Origin of the sequence: Streptomyces sp. 891-h, assembly GCF_022760275.1 — a bacterium.
GTDB classification, from domain to species: Bacteria; Actinomycetota; Actinomycetes; order Streptomycetales; family Streptomycetaceae; genus Streptomyces; species Streptomyces spirodelae.
In genome coordinates this window covers 5,597,101-5,613,496 of record NZ_CP050693.1, presented here as the reverse complement: position 1 = coordinate 5,613,496, position 16,396 = coordinate 5,597,101, and the positions used below count along the sequence as shown (strand labels likewise).

The window sequence follows — 16,396 nt, the reverse complement described above, 5'->3', positions numbered from 1 at the left end:
CCGCTGGAAGGAACTCCGACGCTAGGAGCGTGCTGTTTCCGCCTCCGTGTCCGCGCGTAACGCCCACGAAAGCGTCTGCTCACTTCCCCGCAGCGCGCTGTGTGAGCACTTCGGCCCTGGCCCGCAGCGCCGCGAGCCCGGCGGCGACGACGGCCTGCCCCGCGCTGCCCCGCCGCACCACGGTCAGCACCCGGCGGAGCGGCGGCGGACTCCCCTGCACAGGGACCCGCACCACCTGCGGGAATCCGTCCAGCGACATCAGCCTGGGCACCAGGCACACGCCCAGCCCGTGCCCGATCATCGAGAGCACGGCCGGCCACTCGTTGGAGTGGTGCGACCGCCGTGGTGCGAAGCCGGCGGCCGCGCACAGCGCCTGGATGAGGCGGTCCTGGTCGTGGTGCGGGATGATCCAGTCCTCCTCCGCCGCAGCCGCCAGGTCGACCGGCCCCCGCCCGGCCAGCGGGTGCCCGGCCGGCACCACCAGGTCGAGGAAGTCGTCCATCAGCGGCCGCTGCTCGAAGCGCGGGTCGTCGGCCGTGGGGCTGTCGGGGTGCGGGGTCACCACCGAGATGTCCGACTGGTCGGCGAGCAGCCGCTGATAACCGAGCCGCGTGTCCGCCTCATGGATCACGACCCGGACCGGCGGCCGGGCGCGCAGCAGCTCGCTCGCCATCGGCGCCAGCAGCGAGGCCATGGTGGTGACGAACCCCTCCACGCGCAGCGTCCGTTCGGTGCCGTTGCCCTGCTCGCTCAGCTCGGCGCGTGCCTGCTCCCACTGGGCGAGCAGCACATCCGCGTGGCGCAGCAGCACCCGCCCGGCCGGGGTGAGGCGCAGCACCCGCCCCTCGGGACGCAGCAGCTCGGCCCCGGTCTGCTGGGCGAGCTGCCGCAGCTGCTGGGACACGGCCGAAGGCGACAGATGGAGCGCTCGCGCCGTCGCGGTCACCGTGCCCTCGGAGCGAAGCACGCGGAGTGTGTGCAGGAGCCGCAGATCGATCATGCGGCAATGGTGCGGCATCAACTGTGCGGCGTCACTGAAAGATCATGTGCGCAAAGTTGCGATGGACGCGCACGTTGTGTGCGCGTGACGCTGAACTCATGGACACTCACCGCAACCACGGCGGCGACCGGTGCGCCCTGTGCGGCTGGCCGCTGCACGACCCGTACGAGATCGTCTCCCGGCACCCGGTCACCGAAGGCACCGTGGTCTACGCACGCTGCGCCTGCGGCACCCTCCGCGTCTGGCTGGCCCGCGCCTCGGGCGGCGAGCGGCTGGTGGCCGGGGCCCGTCACACCGTGCGGGGCGACACCTGCCCGCCTCAGGAGCCCGGTGGCCTCGCCGGCTGAACGGGCGGACAGACCCGCCTCCCCCGCGGTGCCCGCGCCGCTGCTGGTCGTCGGCAGCGTCCTGTGCGTCCAGACCGGGCAGGCGCTCGGCAAGGGCCTCTTCGGCACCGTGGGCGGCCCGCTCGGCGTGGTGGCGCTGCGGCTCGGGCTGGCCGGGCTGGTGCTGCTGGCGCTCCGACGCCCAAGGCTGCCCACCGACCGCCGCTCCCTGCTGCTGATACTCGCCTTCGGTACGGCCATCGCCGGGATGAACCTCTCCTATCTGGCCATGGCCCAGCTGCCGTTCGGCGTCGCCATGACGATCCAGCTCTCGGGCCCGCTCGCCGTCTCCCTGCTGGCCTCCCGCCGCTGGACCGACGCCGCCTGGGGCCTGCTGGCGGTGGGCGGAACGGCGCTCTTCGCCCTCCCCGGCACCGGAGGGCAGCCGCTCTCCCCGGTGGGGGTCGGCTGGGCGGTGGCCTCGGCGCTCTCGATGGGCGCCTATCTGCTGCTGAGCCGGCGCACCGGCACCACCTTGGACGGCGGCGGCCCGCTGGCCCTGGCGGTGTGCTGGGCCGCCGTACTGTCGCTGCCGTTCGGGCTGGCCCAGTCCGGTACCCGCCTGGCCGAGCCCCCTGTGCTGCTGGCCGGACTGGGCGTGGCCCTGCTGTCCGCCGCGCTCCCCTACTCCCTCGAACTGGCCGCGCTGCGCCGGCTCCCCGCCCGGGTCGTCGGCGTCCTGCAGTCCCTGGAGCCGGTGGCGGCCGGCGGCGCTGGGCTGGTGCTGCTGGGCGAGCGGCTGACGGCTGTGCAGTGGCTGGCCATCTCCTGCATCACGCTGGCCTCGGCCGGGACGGTCCTGGGGCACTGGGCCGGTGGGGTGGGACGCGACGGGCCCGGTGCGGGCCGATGAGTTTCCGCGCCGGGCCGGGTCTGTACTGGCAGGACCGACAGACCGCCTACCACCCACACCGGGAGGGTCTCCCATGCAGCAGCCCCAGAAGATCAAGACGTTCCTCTGGTACGACGGGAAGGCGCAGGAAGCCGCGGAGTTCTATGTGTCGCTCTTCGACGACTCCCGCATCCGGAACGTCACCCACTACAACGAGGCGGCACCCGGCCGGACGGGCTCGGTGATGACCGTCGACTTCGAGCTGGCCGGGGTGCAGTTCGTGGCGCTCAACGGCGGCCCGGAGTTCCAGTTCACCGAGGCGATGTCGCTCCAGGTCGACTGTGACTCGCAGGAGGAGGTGGACACCCTCTGGGAGAAGCTGACGGCCGACGGCGGCCAGCCGGGGCCGTGCGGCTGGCTCAAGGACAAGTACGGCGTCTCCTGGCAGATCGTGCCCCGCCGGCTGTTCGAGCTCCTGGAGGAGGGGGCCCCGGCACAGGCCGAGGCCGTCACCAAGGCGATGCTCGGCATGCACAAGCTGGACATCGCCGAGCTGGAGGCCGCCGCCGGCTGACGGCGGCGGCCCGCTGGGCCCTCAGGGACGGTTGCTCGCGGCCACCCAGCGCTCCAGTACCGCGTGGGCCGCGCCGGAGTCGATGGACACGGCGGCCTGCTCCATGGCCGCCGCGATCTGCTCGGGCAGCGAACCGGTACCAGGCGAGAGCGCCACCAGCGCGGCGGCGGCGTTCAGCAGCACGGCGTCCCGTACCGGCCCGCGCTCCCCCTCCAGCAGCCGCCGCGCCACATCCGCGTTGTAGGCGGCGTCCGCACCGCGCAGCGCCTCGACGGGCACCAGCTCGATGCCCACCTCGCGCGGGTCGAAGCTCTCCTCCCGTACGAGACCGTCGCGTACGACCCACACGGTGGAGGTCGCCGTGGTCGTCAGCTCGTCGAGTCCGTCGTCGCCACGGAAGACCAGCGCCGACGAGCCGCGCGAGGCCAGCACCCCGGCGATGATCGGCGCCATCCGCGCGTCGGCCACGCCGGTGGCCTGCGCGCCGACCCGGGCCGGGTTGGTGAGCGGGCCCAGGAAGTTGAACGGGGTCGGCACCCCCAGCTCCTTGCGGGCCACGGCCACATGGCGCAGCGAGGGGTGGAACTTGACCGCGAAGCAGAAGGTGATGCCGGCCTCGTCGGCCATCTCGGCGACCCGCCGGGGCGACAGCTCCAGGTTGACGCCCAGCTTCTCCAGGACGTCGGAGGCGCCGCTGGCGCTGCTGGAGGCCCGGTTGCCGTGCTTGACGACCTTGACCCCGGTGCCCGCGACGACGATCGCCGACATGGTGGAGATGTTGACGGTCTTGGCGCGGTCGCCGCCCGTGCCGACGATGTCGACGGTGGGTCCGGGGACCTCGATGGTCCTGGCGTGCTCGTACATCGCCCGGACCAGGCCGGAGATCTCCCCGACGGTCTCGCCCTTGGCGCGGAGCGCGACCGCGAAACCCGCGATCTGCACATCGCTGGCCTCGCCCCGCATGATCCGGTCCATCGCCCAGGCGGTCGCCTCCGAGCTCAGGTCCTCGCCGGCGAGCAGTGTGCTCAGTACGTCGGGCCAGGTGTGCGCCGCCATGGTGTCGCCTCCGGCGGGGGTAGCAGCGCTCATGGTGACCACTTCCTGGCAATAGACCGACGCGTTGGTGCGGCCACCCTACCGAGTCCGGGCAGCACGCCGGCGCGGTGTTCAGCCCCTGAACAGGGGCCCGGAAGCGGCCGGGGCCAGACAGCGGGGAGGGGTCCACGGGACGTGCCCGTGGACCCCTCCCCTGTGGCGGATCCAGCTGTGTGAACCGGTCAGCGGTGCGATCGGGTCAGTGGTGCCCGCTCTCCAGCTCGTGGTACTCCTCGCGGGTGGGCTTGGGGATCTGACCCGACTCCCCGTAGTAGCCCTTGGACAGCTTGGCCCGCAGCTTCTGACCGCGCGAGACCTTCCGCTCGACGCCGTTCTCGTCCTTGAGCGGCCCGATCTCCACCGGCTCGTACTGGTCGTGCGCGGTGAGCGTGTGCAGCTGCTCCTGCGAGAGCGGCTCGTGGATCTCGACGAACTCACCGTGCGGCAGCCGCTTGATGGTGCCGGTCTCGCGGCCGTGCAGCACCTTCTCCCTGTCCTTGCGCTGCAGCCCGAGGCAGATGCGCCGGGTGACCCAGAAGACCAGGACGGGCAGGACGAAGAAGGCGATCCGTACGAACCAGGTGATGGCGTTGATCGACAGGTGGAAGTGCGTCGCCCACAGGTCGTTGCCGCCGCCGACGAGCAGCACGAAGTACCAGGCGATCCACGCCGCGCCGAAGGCCGTACGCGTCGGCGCGTTCCGCGGCCGGTCCGCGATGTGGTGTTCCCGCTTGTCGCCGGTCACCCATGCCTCGATGAACGGGTAGACGGCGATGGCGACGAGCACCAGCGGGAAGACGATCATCAGCGGGATGGCCACACCGAGCACCAGCGTGTGCCCCAGGAAGTTGACCTCCCAGCCAGGCATCACCCGGATGAGACCCTCGGAGAAGCCCATGTACCAGTCGGGCTGCGCGTTGGTCGACACCTGGTCGGGCCGGTAGGGGCCGAGCACCCAGATCGGGTTGATGGTGAACAGCGCCGCGATGGCCGCGATCACACCGAAGACCAGGAAGAAGAAGCCTCCGGCCTTGGCCATGTAGACCGGCAGCAGCGGCATGCCGACCACGTTGGAGTTCTTCCGGCCGGGGCCCGCGAACTGGGTGTGCTTGTGGTAGAAGACCAGGATCAGGTGCGCCACCAGCAGCCCGAGCATGATGCCCGGCAGCAGCAGGATGTGGATCGAGTAGAACCTGGCCACGAAGTCGTCGCCGGGGAACTCGCCGCCGAACAGGAACATCGACAGGTACGTACCGACGATCGGCACCGAGAGGACCGCGCCCTCCATGAACCGCACACCGGTGCCGGAGAGCAGGTCGTCCGGGAGCGAGTAGCCGGTGAAGCCGGTGAACATGCCCAGCACGAAGAGCAGGAACCCGAAGACCCAGTTGATCTCGCGCGGCTTGCGGAAGGCACCGGTGAAGAAGACGCGCATCATGTGCACGAACATCGCACCGAGGAAGATCAGCGCCGCCCAGTGGTGGATCTGCCGTACCAGCAGACCGCCGCGCACGTCGAAGCTGATATCCAGGGTCGACTTGAACGCCTCGGACATCTGGACGCCCTGCATCGGCGTGTACGGGCCGTGGTACTCCACCTCGTTCATCGACGGGTGGAAGAACAGCGTCAGGTAGACACCGGTCAGGATGATGATGATGAAGCTGTAGAGCGCGACCTCACCCAGCATGAAGGACCAGTGGTCCGGGAAGATCTTGCGCATGTTGGCCTTGGCGAGGCTGTAGATCCCCAGCCGCCCGTCGGCCCAGTCGGCGACCCGCTCTCCCGCGGGTGCCTTCTTCTTGCCCTCGGCAGCAGCGCTGCCCCGGGTCTCGGTTGCAGTACTCATCCGCGCTCCCAGAAGGCCGGACCGACGGGCTCCGCGAAGTCGCCCTGCGCTTCGAGGTAGCCGTCCTTGTTGACGCTGATGTTCAGCTGCGGCAGCGGGTGGCCGGCGGGTCCGAAGAGCACGCGCGCACCGTCGGTGAGGTCGAACGTCGACTGGTGGCACGGGCACAGGACGTGGTGGGTCTGCTGCTCGTAGAGGCTGACGGGGCAGCCGACGTGCGTGCAGATCTTCGAGAAGGCGACGATCCCCTCGTGCGACCAGTCCAGCTCGCGCTTGTCCTTGATGTCGTTCGGCTCCAGCCGCACGATCATCAGGGCCGCCTTGGCGATCTCCTGCTGGAAGTCGTGGTCCTCCTCCTCCAGGCCCTCGGGCTTGGCGAAGGTGAGCGAACCCACGGCGATGTCCTCGGGACGCAGCGGCTCGTTGGTGTTCTCGTTGACGAGCAGCTTGCCCTTCTTCCAGGCGGTGTGCCGCAGCTTGTCCTTCGGCAGCGGGCCCAGGTCGCGCAGCAGGACGACGCCGGAGAGCGGCACCAGGGCCACGGCACCGAACATCGTGTTGCGGATGAGCTTCCGGCGGCCGAGGGCCGACTCCTTGGCTCCCTGCTTGAAGTCGGAGATGACCTTCTCGCGCACCTCGGGGGAGGCGGCGATGGGGTGCCGCTCGTCGACCATCTCCTCGTCGGACATCAGCGTGCGGGCCCAGTGGACCGCGCCGGCGCCGATGCAGAAGAGCGCGACGCCCAGGGTGAGGCCGAGTGCCAGGTTCAGCGAGCTGACGTGCCCGATCGGCCAGACATAGATGATCTCGTCGATCGGGAAGGCCACGAAGGAGGCGATGAAGCCCACCGTGGCCAGCATGGACAGCGTGAAGAGGAAGGCGACGGTGCGCTCGGAGCGCTTGGCCGCCCGCTCGTCGATGTCCTGGATGCGGTGCTCGTGCGGCGGCAGACCGGGGTCCGCGAAGGGGTCGGCCTCGACCACCTCCGCACCGTGGGATTCTTCCTGCGCGGCGGGCAGGTTCTCGTCGTCTGACACGTTCTCGTCTGGTCCAGTCTGGCTACTCATGACTTCTTGGCCTTTGCGGTCCGAGCGGCGACCCAGACGGCGACGGCGATCAGCGCGCCGAGACCGAAGATCCAGGCGAACATGCCCTCGGCGACGGGGCCGAAGCCACCGAGCTTGAACCCGCCGGGGCTCTCCGACTTGTCGCTGTTGACCGTCTTCACGTACGCGACGATGTCCCGCTTGTCCTTCTCGGGAAGCGCGCCGTCGGTGAAGGACGGCATGTTCTGGGGGCCGGTCTGCATGGCCTCGTAGATGTGCTTGGGATCGACATCACCGAGGTCGGGCGCGAACTTGCCGTGCGTGAGGGCGCCGCCCTCACCGGTGAAGTTGTGGCACTGCGCGCAGTTGGTGCGGAACAGTTCCCCACCCCTGGCGACGTCGGCGCCGGCCGGGTCGTACATGTCCTTGGTCGGCTTGGCCGGCCCGCTGCCGAGCGAGGCGACATATGCGGCGAGCTGGTTGATCTCGTCCTGGCTGTAGACCTTCGGCTTCTTCGGCACCTGGGCGCCGGGCTGCTGGGCGGGCATCCGGCCGGTGCCGACCTGGAAGTCCACCGCCGCGGCCCCCACACCGACCAGGCTGGGACCGTCGCTGGTCCCCTGGCCGCCTGTTCCGTGGCAGCTGGAGCACCCGGTGGCGAAGAGCTTCTTGCCCTCCTCGATGGCGAGGGACTTACTCGACTCCTGCTCGGCCTTGGCCTCACCCGCGGGAGCGAACGCGGTGTACAGCCCCCCGGTGGCCGCCAGCGCGAAGAGTAGAACGACAAGCGCCGCCAGCGGATGGCGCCGTCGTGCGGAGAGCTTTTTCACGGATTACCCCGGTGTCAGGATCTTCTCGTCGATGCGGTGTCTGTCCGTCTGTTCCCGTAGTCCGCCTGCGCGGTACGGCGCGCGGCTGTGCCGCGCCGCTCGCTTACCGGATCAGGTAGATGGTGGCGAAGAGGCCGATCCAGACGACATCGACGAAGTGCCAGTAGTAGGACACGACGATGGCGGCGGTGGCCTGGTGGTGAGTGAACCGCCTGGCCGCATAGGTGCGCCCCAGGACGAACAGGAAGGCGATGAGTCCGCCTGTCACGTGCATCCCGTGGAAACCGGTGGTCAGGTAGAACACCGATCCGTACGGACTCGAGGAGAGTGAGGTGCCCTCCTTGACCAGCTCCGTGTACTCGAAGACCTGGCCGCCGATAAAGATCGCACCCATGATGAAGGTGACGATGAACCACGCCCGGAGCTTCTTCACGTCACCGCGCTCGGCAGCGAAGACGCCGAGCTGGCAGGTGAGCGAGGAGAGCACCAGGATCGTGGTGTTCGTCGCCGAGAACGGAAGGTTCAGCGCATCGGCATGCTCCTTCCAGTACTCGGCTCCGGTCACCGACCGAAGGGTGAAGTACATCGCGAAGAGGGCCGCGAAGAACATCAGCTCGGAACTCAGCCAGATGATGGTTCCGACGCTGGTGAGGTTCGGCCGGTTGACCGACGGGTGCGCGTGCCCGGTTTCTACTGCTGTTGCTGTCGCCACGACCGACATTATGTCGGTCGCTTATCCCGGCCTCACTTCGGGGGGTCCCGTTCGGTGTGTCCGTACCCGGCACTGCTGCCCTGTCCAGCGACGACGCCCCCGGCGCACCCCCTTACGGCCCAGTATCGAGGCGTGCTGACCGGTGTTGACGGTGCATGAGAGGGAGTAGCATCCGAGCGGCGCCACCGTGGAATACGGCTTCGCTCAGCGCGGTGCGCCAGCGGTTCACCCGATACGGACGCGGAGGAACGATGCAGCCGACCGCCACGGTGCTGGTCTACAGCGACAACGCCACCACCCGCGAGCAGGTGCGGCTCGCAGCGGGCCGCAGGCCCGCGCCCGATGTGCCCGAGATCCGGTATGTGGAGTGCGCCACGCTGCCCGCCGTGCTGTCGGCCCTGGAGGAGCTGCACGTGGACGCGTGCGTGCTGGACGGGGAGACGGCGCCGGCCGGGGGCATGGGCGTATGCCGGCAGATCAAGGACGAGATCTTCGACTGCCCGCCGGTGCTGCTGCTGATCGGCAGGCCGCAGGACGCCTGGCTGGCGACCTGGAGCCGCGCCGAGGCGACCGTCTCGCACCCGGTGGACCCGGTGGCGCTGGCCGACGCGCTGGCCGGGCTGCTGCGGGAGCGCACGGCCGACGGGGACCTCGCCCCGGCCTGAGGCCGCACGGACAAGGCCGCGCCCCCGCTTCCCTCGATCGAGGGAAGCGGGGGCGCGGCCTTGTGCGGGTGGTGGATCACACCCTGGGTCATATCTGGGGGCGCAGCCGCGCGGCGTCCGCGGGGCCGCTGCCGAGGGGTTGGCCGTGGTGCACGGCGCTGCCGGCGCGCCATTTCTTCCAGCCCAGGTTCCAGTCCCCGAAGCCGTTGCCGAAGGGTGCCATCTTCTCGCCCGCCGAATTGATGTGCTGGACGATGTCGCCCTGGCGGACGTGGTTGAAGAACCACTTGGCGTTGGCACTGCTCATGCCGGTGCAGCCATGGCTGGTGTTCGAGACGCCCTGGGAGCCGACCGACCAGGGCGCGCCGTGCACGTACTCACCGCTGTCGGTGAGCCGCGTTGCCCAGTAGACGCCCAGGTCGTAGAAGTCCGAGGCGCCGATGCTGGCGCTGGTCATCCGCACGTACGGCTCCTTGGTGAGGATCACCTTGATGCCATTACGGGTCTCGTAGCCCGCTTTGCCCGTGGTGACGGGTATGGAACGGATCGTCTTGCCGTTCTTCTTGACCCTCATCACCAGCGAGGAGGCATCGGTGATCGCTTCTATTCGATCACCGGTCTTCATCCGTACGGGTTCGGCCTTGCCGCCGTACAGCCCGTCGCGGATCTTCAGACCCTTGAGATAGGAGCGGAGGGTGATGGTGGCGTGCGCCGGCCAGTAGGAGCGGGGCCGGTAGTGCAGCTCCTTGCTGTCCACCCAGTGCCAGGCTCCCTCCACATGGGGGGAGGACTTCACTCTCAGTGCCCGTTCGACGAGCTCTCGCTGTTCGCGGCCCTTGATCGGGCGGCTCAGCTTCGCCGTGAGGGGCTGTCCGACGCCGTATGTGCCGTTGTCCGGGCCCAGCTTGACCTTCAGGTGCTTGGATGCGGACTTGGTTCCGAAACGCAGTGTGCGCCGCCCTGGGGCTCCCTCGTCGTTCTCCGTGCTGACCTTGAGGGTGTAGCGCGCACCGGCGGCCAGCGATCCGGTGCTGTGCCAGCGCTTGCCGTCGGCGGACAGTTCGCCCGCCACCACCCGGCCCGAGGCGTCGGTGGCGACCACATCGGTAAGGGTGTCGCCGTGCTGGGCCGTGACTTCGAGGGGCTTGTCCGGGTCGACGTTCGTGCTGTCGGCGTCGGCGTTGACGGCCACGGCGTCCGTGGCGTCGTACGGGGCGGAGGCCAGCGAGTTGCCGCTGCTCCCGCCGCTGCACGCTGCGAGCCCCACGGAGAGGGGCGCCAGCAGCAGGGCGCAGCTCTTGACCATCCGGCGCTTGTTCTTACGGGACAGGATTCGGGGGGTCAGGACCCCCTCCGCTATCGCGGTGCGTGGGCTGTGACTCATGGCCCCAAAATATGAAGAATCGTCATTTCGGGCGCGCTGAGTGCGTACAAACGGGTCGGCCCCCCGGAGTGTCGGGGGGCCGGTCCTTGCGTTTTTCGGTTGTGTGCGGCCTGGGCCGCTGTGTGCTGCCGCGTCCTGCTACTGGGTGCGGTTCTGCCCGTGGTAGTACTCGAACACCCAGCCGAACAGGCCGATCAGCAGCACCGGCGCCGAGACGTACACCAGCCACCAGCCCAGGGCCACGCCCAGGAAGGCGAAGGCGCCACCGAGGCCCAGCACCAGCGGCTGCCAGCTCCACGGGCTGAAGAAGCCCAGCTCGCCGGCGTCGTCCGCGACATCGGCCTCCTTGTTGTCCTGGGCTCCGGTGTCGACCCGGCGCGCGGTGAACGCCAGGTAGTAGCCGATCATGATCGACAGACCGAAGGCCAGGAAGAGGCCCGTGGTGCCCACCGGCTCCTTCGACCAGAGCCCGTAGGTGATGGCGACCGCCAGCAGGAAGACCGACAGCCACAGGAACATCTTGCCCTGGATCTTCACTTCCCGGCCTCCTTGCTGCCGGCGAGCGCTTTGTCTTCCCTGTCCACGTTCTCCAGCTCATCGAGCGCGGAGATCTCCGGGTGGTGCAGGTCGAAGGCCGGGGATTCGGAGCGGATACGGGGCAGGGTGAGGAAGTTGTGCCGCGGGGGCGGGCAGCTCGTCGCCCATTCGAGCGAACGGCCGTAGCCCCACGGGTCGTCGACCTCGACCTTCTCGCCGTACTTGTGCGTCTTCCAGACGTTGTAGAAGAACGGCAGCAGCGACATGCCCAGCAGGAACGAGCTGATCGTGGAGAGGGTGTTCAGCGCGGTGAAGCCGTCCTGGGCCAGGTAGTCGGCGTACCGGCGCGGCATGCCCTCGGCGCCCAGCCAGTGCTGCACCAGGAAGGTGCCGTGGAATCCGATGAACAGCGTCCAGAAGGTGATCTTGCCGAGCCGCTCGTCCAGCATCTTGCCGGTGAACTTCGGCCACCAGAAGTGGAATCCGGCGAACATCGCGAAGACCACGGTGCCGAAGACGACGTAGTGGAAGTGCGCCACGACGAAGTACGAGTCGGAGACGTGGAAGTCCATCGGGGGCGAGGCCAGGATGACACCGGTCAGACCACCGAAGGTGAAGGTGATCAGGAAGCCGATGGTCCACAGCATCGGTGTCTCGAAGGACAGCGATCCCTTCCACATCGTGCCGATCCAGTTGAAGAACTTCACACCTGTCGGCACGGCGATCAGGAAGGTCATGAACGAGAAGAACGGCAACAGCACGCCGCCCGTGACGTACATGTGGTGGGCCCAGACCGTCACCGACAGACCGGCGATGGCGATGGTGGCGCCGATCAGACCGATGTAGCCGAACATCGGCTTACGGCTGAAGACCGGGATGACCTCGGAGACGATACCGAAGAACGGCAGCGCGATGATGTAGACCTCTGGATGGCCGAAGAACCAGAACAGATGCTGCCACAACAGCGCTCCGCCGTTGGCCGCGTCGAAGACGTGCGCCCCGAATTTGCGGTCCGCCTCCAGGGCGAACAGCGCGGCGGCCAGCACCGGGAAGGCCAGCAGCACCAGCACACCGGTGAGCAGTACGTTCCAGGTGAAGATCGGCATCCGGAACATCGTCATGCCCGGCGCGCGCATGCAGATGATCGTGGTGATGAAGTTGACCGAGCCGAGGATGGTGCCGAAGCCGGAGAGGGCCAGGCCCATGATCCACATGTCGGCGCCGACGCTCGGCGAGCGGACCGCGTCCGAGAGCGGCGAGTAGGCGAACCACCCGAAGTCGGCCGCGCCCTGCGGGGTGAGGAAGCCACCCACCGCGATCAGCGAACCGAAGAGGTAGAGCCAGTAGGCGAACATGTTCAGCCGCGGGAAGGCCACATCGGGCGAGCCGATCTGCAGCGGCATGATCCAGTTCGCGAAGCCGGCGAACAGCGGGGTGGCGAACATCAGCAGCATGACCGTGCCATGCATGGTGAACGCCTGGTTGAACTGCTCGTTCGACATGATCTGCATGCCGGGGCGGGCGAGCTCGGCGCGCATGAAGAGCGCCATGACGCCGCCGATGCAGAAGAAGGCGAACGACGTGATCAGGTACAGGCTCCCGATCTTCTTGTGGTCCGTCGTCGTCATCCAGTCGACAACCACCTGACCGGGCCGCTTACGGCGTCCAGGGGTTGTCGCCGGACCTGTCGCGGCGGCGGCACCCTGGGGTTCGTTGAGGATGCTCACGGGTTATTCGTCTCCGCATTCTTGGCGCCGCCCGTGGTGGCGGTACCCGCCGGGATGTAGCCGGTCTGGCCCTTCTTCGCCAGATCCTCCAGGTGCTTTTGGTAGCGCTCCGGGGAGACGACCTTCACGTTGAAGAGCATCCGGGAGTGGTCGACGCCGCACAGCTCGGCACACTTGCCCCTGAAGGTGCCCTCCTTGTTGGGGGTCACCTCGAAGCGGTTGACGTGCCCCGGGATGACGTCCTGCTTCATCAGGAACGGCAGCACCCAGAAGGAGTGGATGACGTCGCGGGAGGTCAGGATGAACTGGACCTTCTCACCCTTCGGCAGCCACAGGGTCGGACCCGGGTTGCCGTTCTGCGGGTTCTTGTCCGCCGGAGTGCCGGCCGTGAAGACGCCCTCGGCACCCTTGGGGAAGCCCTTGGTCATCCGGTCCGGGATGGCGCTCAGCTCCTTGTCCAGCGCCTTGTGCGTGTTGACGTCCGTCTTGGGATCGCCGTCCACGTCCTCGATGTAGTTGAAGCCCCAGCTCCACTGGTAACCAACGACGTTGATGACGTGGGTGGGCTTCTTCGAGGTCGCCAGAAGCTTGGTCTCATCCCGCGCGGTGAAGTAGAACAACACCGAGATGATGATGATCGGGACCACCGTGTACAGAGCCTCGATGGGCATGTTGTACCGGGTCTGCGGGGGAATCTCGACCTTGGACCGCGAGCGCCGGTGGAAGATGACGCTCCACAGGATCAACCCCCACACCAGCACGCCCACGGCGAGCGCGGCCGCCCAGGAGCCCTGCCACAGGGAGAGGATCCGCGGCGCCTCGTCCGTTACCGGGGTGGGCATTCCGAGGCGGGGGAAGTCCTTTGATGTGCAACCGGTCGCGGTCGCCAGGACCAGGCCCGCGGCCAGCGCCTGCTGCAGCTTCCGCCGCATCGGGCGCCGCGACGTGGGGGTGCCGCCCACCGCGCCCGAAGGGCGCCCGTGGGGGAGGTCGGAGCCGTTGGGACTCACGTAGCGCCTTCCCGAGAGTCTCGCCCGCGTCGGTCGGGCGCGGCCCTCTTACGTGGTCGGGCGCCGGCCCAGGCGCGGGCAGGGGTTTGGATGTTTATGCGGACCAAACCCTAGCCGACGCCATTTGGGGTCGCGCGGGGAGGGGGCGTAACGCGCCGCGCCGCGCCCCGAAGGGGCCCGGGGTCCGCCCCGAAGGGGCGCGGGGCCGTGCCGATATACGGCTCCGCCGCGCGGGCGCGCAACGCGGGAGCGCGCCCCGAAGGGGCGCGGGGAACTGCGCGACCAGCCACAAAGCACCCGCAGCCCGCGGCAAACGGGCAGGGGCAGACGCAACCCGTAAAGGCGACGGACCGCCCACCGCACAGCGCCCGGTAGCGTAAAAGTGTGTCCTATTTCGATGCCGCCTCCTCCCTCCCCCTCCACCCCGTCGCGCGGCAGGCGCTACTCGCGTCGGTGGACGAGGGATGGGCCGATCCCGCTCGCCCGCACCGCGAGGGCAGGCGGGCGCGGATGCTGCTGGACGCCGCGCGGGAGACCGCGGCCGAGGCCGTCGGATGCCGCCCCGACGAGCTGCGATTCACCTCTTCGGGTACGCACGCGCTGCACACCGGGATCACCGGGGCCCTCGCCGGACGGCGCCGGGCCGGGCGGCGGCTGGTCGTCTCGGCCGTCGAACACTCGGCCGTACTGCACACCGCCGAGGCCCACGAGCGGGCCGGGGGCCTGGTGCGGGAGGTCGGCGTCGACCGTTCGGGACGGGTGGACGCACAGGAGTGGGCCCGGGCGCTCGGCGAGGACAGTGCGCTGGCCTGTCTGCAGTCGGCCAACCACGAGGTGGGCACCGTCCAGCCGGTGACGGAAGTGGCCGAGATCTGCGCCGAGGCGGGCGTGCCGCTGCTGGTGGACGCGGCGCAGTCGCTGCCCTGGGGCCCGGTGGCCGGCCCCTGGTCACTGCTGGCCGGGAGCGCCCACAAGTGGGGCGGTCCGGCGGGCGTCGGGCTGCTCGCCATCCGTAAAGGTGTGCGCTTCGCTCCGCCCGGACCGGTGGACGAGCGGGAGTCCGGGGCAGCGCCCGGGTTCGAGAACATCCCCGCCGTCGTCGCCGCCGCTGCGGCGCTGCGGGCCGTACGGGCCGAGGCGGACGCCGAGGCGGACCGGCTGCGCGCACTCGTCGACCGTATCCGGGCGCGGGTGCCCGAACTGGTGCCGGACACCGAGGTCGTCGGCGATCCGGTACGGCGACTGCCGCACCTGGTGACCTTCTCCTGTCTGTACGTGGACGGCGAGGCGCTGCTGCACGCGCTGGACGCCGCCGGCTACTCGGTCTCCAGCGGCTCCTCCTGCACCTCCAGCACACTGACGCCGAGCCATGTGCTACGCGCCATGGGCGTGCTGTCCGAGGGCAACGTCCGGGTCTCGCTGCCGCCGGGGACGGCCGAGGAGGAGGTGGACCGCTTCCTGGAGGCGTTGCCCGGGGCCGTCGAAGGCGTACGGGCGCACTTGGGCGCCGGAGCCGCCGCGGGGGCGGGGGCCGCCGCGGGGGCGGGGGCCGGCACCGCCGCGGCACCCTCGCCGTCGGGTGCCACCGCGGAGGTCACCGTCGACGCGCTGGGCAAGCTGTGCCCGCTGCCGGTGATCGAGCTGGCCAAGGTCATCGAGGACGTACCCGCCGGGGGCGTGGTCCGCGTCCTCGCCGACGACGAGGCGGCACGGCTCGACATCCCCGCCTGGTGCGAGATGACGGGGCACGCCTTCGAAGGGGTGGAGGGCGTCGAGTACCGGGTGCGGCGACAGGCTGCCGACAGCTGAGCCTCACCCCTCACAGGAAGGCGCCGGAAGGGATGTACGGCGACGGGGGCCGCAGGCCGCGGAAGCAGACGAACCCCTCGGAGCGAAGCTCCAGTCCCGCCCGGAGTCCGACGTCCACCGCCCACTGCTGCTCCGCCGTGACGTCCTGGACCTCCACCGCGACTCCTTCCCCTACGCCGTGCAGTGCCGCGCTCAGCACCCGGGTGGCGAGCCGCCGCGAGGTGGCGCCCAGCAGTTCGACCTTCGCCTTCTCGTCGTCGTGGCTGATGTAGCAGTAGCCGCTGCCGGCCAGGTCGTCCGCGACGACCAGCCGGCTGTGCCGCATCAGGAACTCGTGGTCGGGCCCGTGGGCCCCGCCCCGCAGCCGCCGGTCGACGGAGTCGAGCAGATCGCGGTCGCGGGGGCCGCCCTCGACGGCGGCGCCCTCCACGGGGCCCAGCCGCGCCCGGTCCACGACGCCGCGCATCCGGATCGTGGGGTGCAGTGCGAATCCGGCCTGCCGGTAGACCCGGGCGGCGGCAGGGTGCCGGGAGCAGCAGATGATGCCCCGCAGACAGCCGCGCCCGTACTCCAGCGTGCGCTCCAGCAGCGCCCGTCCGACGCCCTTGCCCTGGGTGCCGGGCAGCACGACCAGCAGGGCCAGGCCCCAGGTGCCCTCCCGGATGTGGGACTGGGCAGCACCGATCGCCTGCCCGCTCTCGTCCTCGGCGAGCCAGCTGCCCGCGGGGTCGTGCCGGACGAGGTGCAGGATCTTTTCGCGACCGCGGGCCGCGCGGGCGGCGGAGGGCGGGCTCTGCCGGGTGTCGCCCTTGAGGGCGTGCGAGGCTCCGAACGCCGCCTCGGCCAGCGTCCTTACTGTCTCCGCGTCTTCTTGGTTCTCTCTGACAGGGCGCAGCAGCATTCTGGGCACGCTAGCCTGCGGCGCCCTTTCACGGGAGGGCCC

The 16,396-nt window shown here is 69.6% G+C and carries 16 protein-coding genes; 5 read left to right on the top strand and 11 right to left on the bottom strand.

Annotation, left to right across the window (positions count from 1 at the left end; genetic code table 11):
• Positions 1–79: 79 nt before the first annotated feature.
• Positions 80–1,000: a LysR family transcriptional regulator gene (locus HC362_RS24610; RefSeq protein ID WP_243086316.1), complete on the bottom strand. Its 921-nt coding sequence runs from the start codon at positions 998–1,000 to the stop codon at positions 80–82.
• Positions 1,001–1,098: 98 nt separating this feature from the next.
• Between HC362_RS24610 and HC362_RS24605 the strand changes: the two genes are divergently transcribed.
• From HC362_RS24605 to HC362_RS24595, 3 genes are all read left to right on the top strand, one after another.
• A complete protein-coding gene (locus HC362_RS24605) occupies positions 1,099–1,347 on the top strand; it encodes a hypothetical protein (protein ID WP_243086315.1) in 249 nt (82 codons plus the stop codon).
• Entirely contained in the window at positions 1,331–2,239 is a 909-nt protein-coding gene (locus HC362_RS24600; RefSeq protein ID WP_243086313.1) for an EamA family transporter, read from the top strand. Before HC362_RS24605 ends, HC362_RS24600 begins: the two co-directional genes overlap by 17 nt.
• 73 nt (positions 2,240–2,312) lie before the next feature.
• The gene (locus tag HC362_RS24595; RefSeq protein WP_243086312.1) at positions 2,313–2,792 is read left to right on the top strand and encodes a VOC family protein; all 480 of its coding nucleotides are present in this window, start codon (positions 2,313–2,315) and stop codon (positions 2,790–2,792) included.
• A gap of 21 nt (positions 2,793–2,813) precedes the next feature.
• On the opposite strand, the gene trpD is transcribed toward HC362_RS24595, so the two are convergent.
• The 5 genes from trpD to HC362_RS24570 form a co-directional block, all read right to left on the bottom strand.
• On the bottom strand, positions 2,814–3,881 hold the full coding sequence (gene trpD / locus HC362_RS24590) for an anthranilate phosphoribosyltransferase (RefSeq protein ID WP_243086310.1): 1,068 nt from the start codon (positions 3,879–3,881) through the stop codon (positions 2,814–2,816).
• Between the two features lie 205 nt (positions 3,882–4,086).
• Entirely contained in the window at positions 4,087–5,733 is a 1,647-nt protein-coding gene (locus HC362_RS24585; RefSeq protein WP_243086309.1) for a ubiquinol-cytochrome c reductase cytochrome b subunit, read from the bottom strand.
• Positions 5,730–6,800 (bottom strand): Rieske 2Fe-2S domain-containing protein, encoded by a 1,071-nt coding sequence (locus tag HC362_RS24580; protein WP_243086307.1) that lies wholly within the window; start codon positions 6,798–6,800, stop codon positions 5,730–5,732. The genes HC362_RS24585 and HC362_RS24580 overlap by 4 nt, the downstream gene beginning before the upstream one ends.
• Positions 6,797–7,609 (bottom strand): c-type cytochrome, encoded by an 813-nt coding sequence (locus HC362_RS24575; protein WP_243086305.1) that lies wholly within the window; start codon positions 7,607–7,609, stop codon positions 6,797–6,799. Before HC362_RS24575 ends, HC362_RS24580 begins: the two co-directional genes overlap by 4 nt.
• A gap of 103 nt (positions 7,610–7,712) precedes the next feature.
• Positions 7,713–8,330 carry a heme-copper oxidase subunit III gene (locus tag HC362_RS24570; RefSeq protein ID WP_243086304.1) on the bottom strand — a complete coding sequence of 206 codons (618 nt, stop codon included), beginning with the start codon at positions 8,328–8,330 and terminating at the stop codon, positions 7,713–7,715.
• Between the two features lie 242 nt (positions 8,331–8,572).
• On the opposite strand from HC362_RS24570, the gene HC362_RS24565 reads away from it, so the two are divergent.
• Entirely contained in the window at positions 8,573–8,986 is a 414-nt protein-coding gene (locus HC362_RS24565; protein WP_209264816.1) for a hypothetical protein, read from the top strand.
• A gap of 88 nt (positions 8,987–9,074) precedes the next feature.
• Here the strand turns inward: HC362_RS24565 and HC362_RS24560 are convergent, their stop codons facing one another.
• The 4 genes from HC362_RS24560 to coxB form a co-directional block, all read right to left on the bottom strand.
• A complete protein-coding gene (locus HC362_RS24560) occupies positions 9,075–10,370 on the bottom strand; it encodes an Ig-like domain-containing protein (protein ID WP_243086302.1) in 1,296 nt (431 codons plus the stop codon).
• Positions 10,371–10,508: 138 nt separating this feature from the next.
• Positions 10,509–10,907, bottom strand: a complete 399-nt coding sequence (locus tag HC362_RS24555) for a cytochrome c oxidase subunit 4 (protein WP_209264814.1) — start codon at positions 10,905–10,907, stop codon at positions 10,509–10,511.
• Positions 10,904–12,634: a cytochrome c oxidase subunit I gene (gene ctaD / locus HC362_RS24550; protein WP_243086300.1), complete on the bottom strand. Its 1,731-nt coding sequence runs from the start codon at positions 12,632–12,634 to the stop codon at positions 10,904–10,906. Before ctaD ends, HC362_RS24555 begins: the two co-directional genes overlap by 4 nt.
• Positions 12,631–13,566, bottom strand: a complete 936-nt coding sequence (gene coxB / locus HC362_RS24545) for a cytochrome c oxidase subunit II (RefSeq protein WP_243088795.1) — start codon at positions 13,564–13,566, stop codon at positions 12,631–12,633. The genes ctaD and coxB overlap by 4 nt, the downstream gene beginning before the upstream one ends.
• A 462-nt stretch (positions 13,567–14,028) precedes the next feature.
• Between coxB and HC362_RS24540 the strand changes: the two genes are divergently transcribed.
• Positions 14,029–15,453, top strand: a complete 1,425-nt coding sequence (locus HC362_RS24540; protein ID WP_243086298.1) for a cysteine desulfurase/sulfurtransferase TusA family protein — start codon at positions 14,029–14,031, stop codon at positions 15,451–15,453.
• Between the two features lie 10 nt (positions 15,454–15,463).
• On the opposite strand, the gene HC362_RS24535 is transcribed toward HC362_RS24540, so the two are convergent.
• Positions 15,464–16,354 carry a GNAT family N-acetyltransferase gene (locus HC362_RS24535; RefSeq protein ID WP_243086296.1) on the bottom strand — a complete coding sequence of 297 codons (891 nt, stop codon included), beginning with the start codon at positions 16,352–16,354 and terminating at the stop codon, positions 15,464–15,466.
• Between the last annotated feature and the right edge of the window lie 42 nt (positions 16,355–16,396).

Bases quoted from the DNA above. Each gene is read 5' to 3' on its own strand.
- HC362_RS24565 (WP_209264816.1), top strand. From the start codon at position 8,573: ATGCAGCCGACCGCCACGGTGCTGGTCTACAGCGACAACGCCACCACC.
- HC362_RS24610 (WP_243086316.1), bottom strand. From the start codon at position 1,000: ATGATCGATCTGCGGCTCCTGCACACACTCCGCGTGCTTCGCTCCGAG.
- HC362_RS24560 (WP_243086302.1), bottom strand. From the start codon at position 10,370: ATGAGTCACAGCCCACGCACCGCGATAGCGGAGGGGGTCCTGACCCCC.
- trpD (WP_243086310.1), bottom strand. From the start codon at position 3,881: ATGAGCGCTGCTACCCCCGCCGGAGGCGACACCATGGCGGCGCACACC.
- HC362_RS24605 (WP_243086315.1), top strand. From the start codon at position 1,099: ATGGACACTCACCGCAACCACGGCGGCGACCGGTGCGCCCTGTGCGGC.
- coxB (WP_243088795.1), bottom strand. From the start codon at position 13,566: ATGCGGCGGAAGCTGCAGCAGGCGCTGGCCGCGGGCCTGGTCCTGGCG.
- HC362_RS24585 (WP_243086309.1), bottom strand. From the start codon at position 5,733: ATGAGTACTGCAACCGAGACCCGGGGCAGCGCTGCTGCCGAGGGCAAG.
- HC362_RS24535 (WP_243086296.1), bottom strand. From the start codon at position 16,354: ATGCTGCTGCGCCCTGTCAGAGAGAACCAAGAAGACGCGGAGACAGTA.
- HC362_RS24595 (WP_243086312.1), top strand. From the start codon at position 2,313: ATGCAGCAGCCCCAGAAGATCAAGACGTTCCTCTGGTACGACGGGAAG.
- HC362_RS24570 (WP_243086304.1), bottom strand. From the start codon at position 8,330: ATGTCGGTCGTGGCGACAGCAACAGCAGTAGAAACCGGGCACGCGCAC.
- HC362_RS24580 (WP_243086307.1), bottom strand. From the start codon at position 6,800: ATGAGTAGCCAGACTGGACCAGACGAGAACGTGTCAGACGACGAGAAC.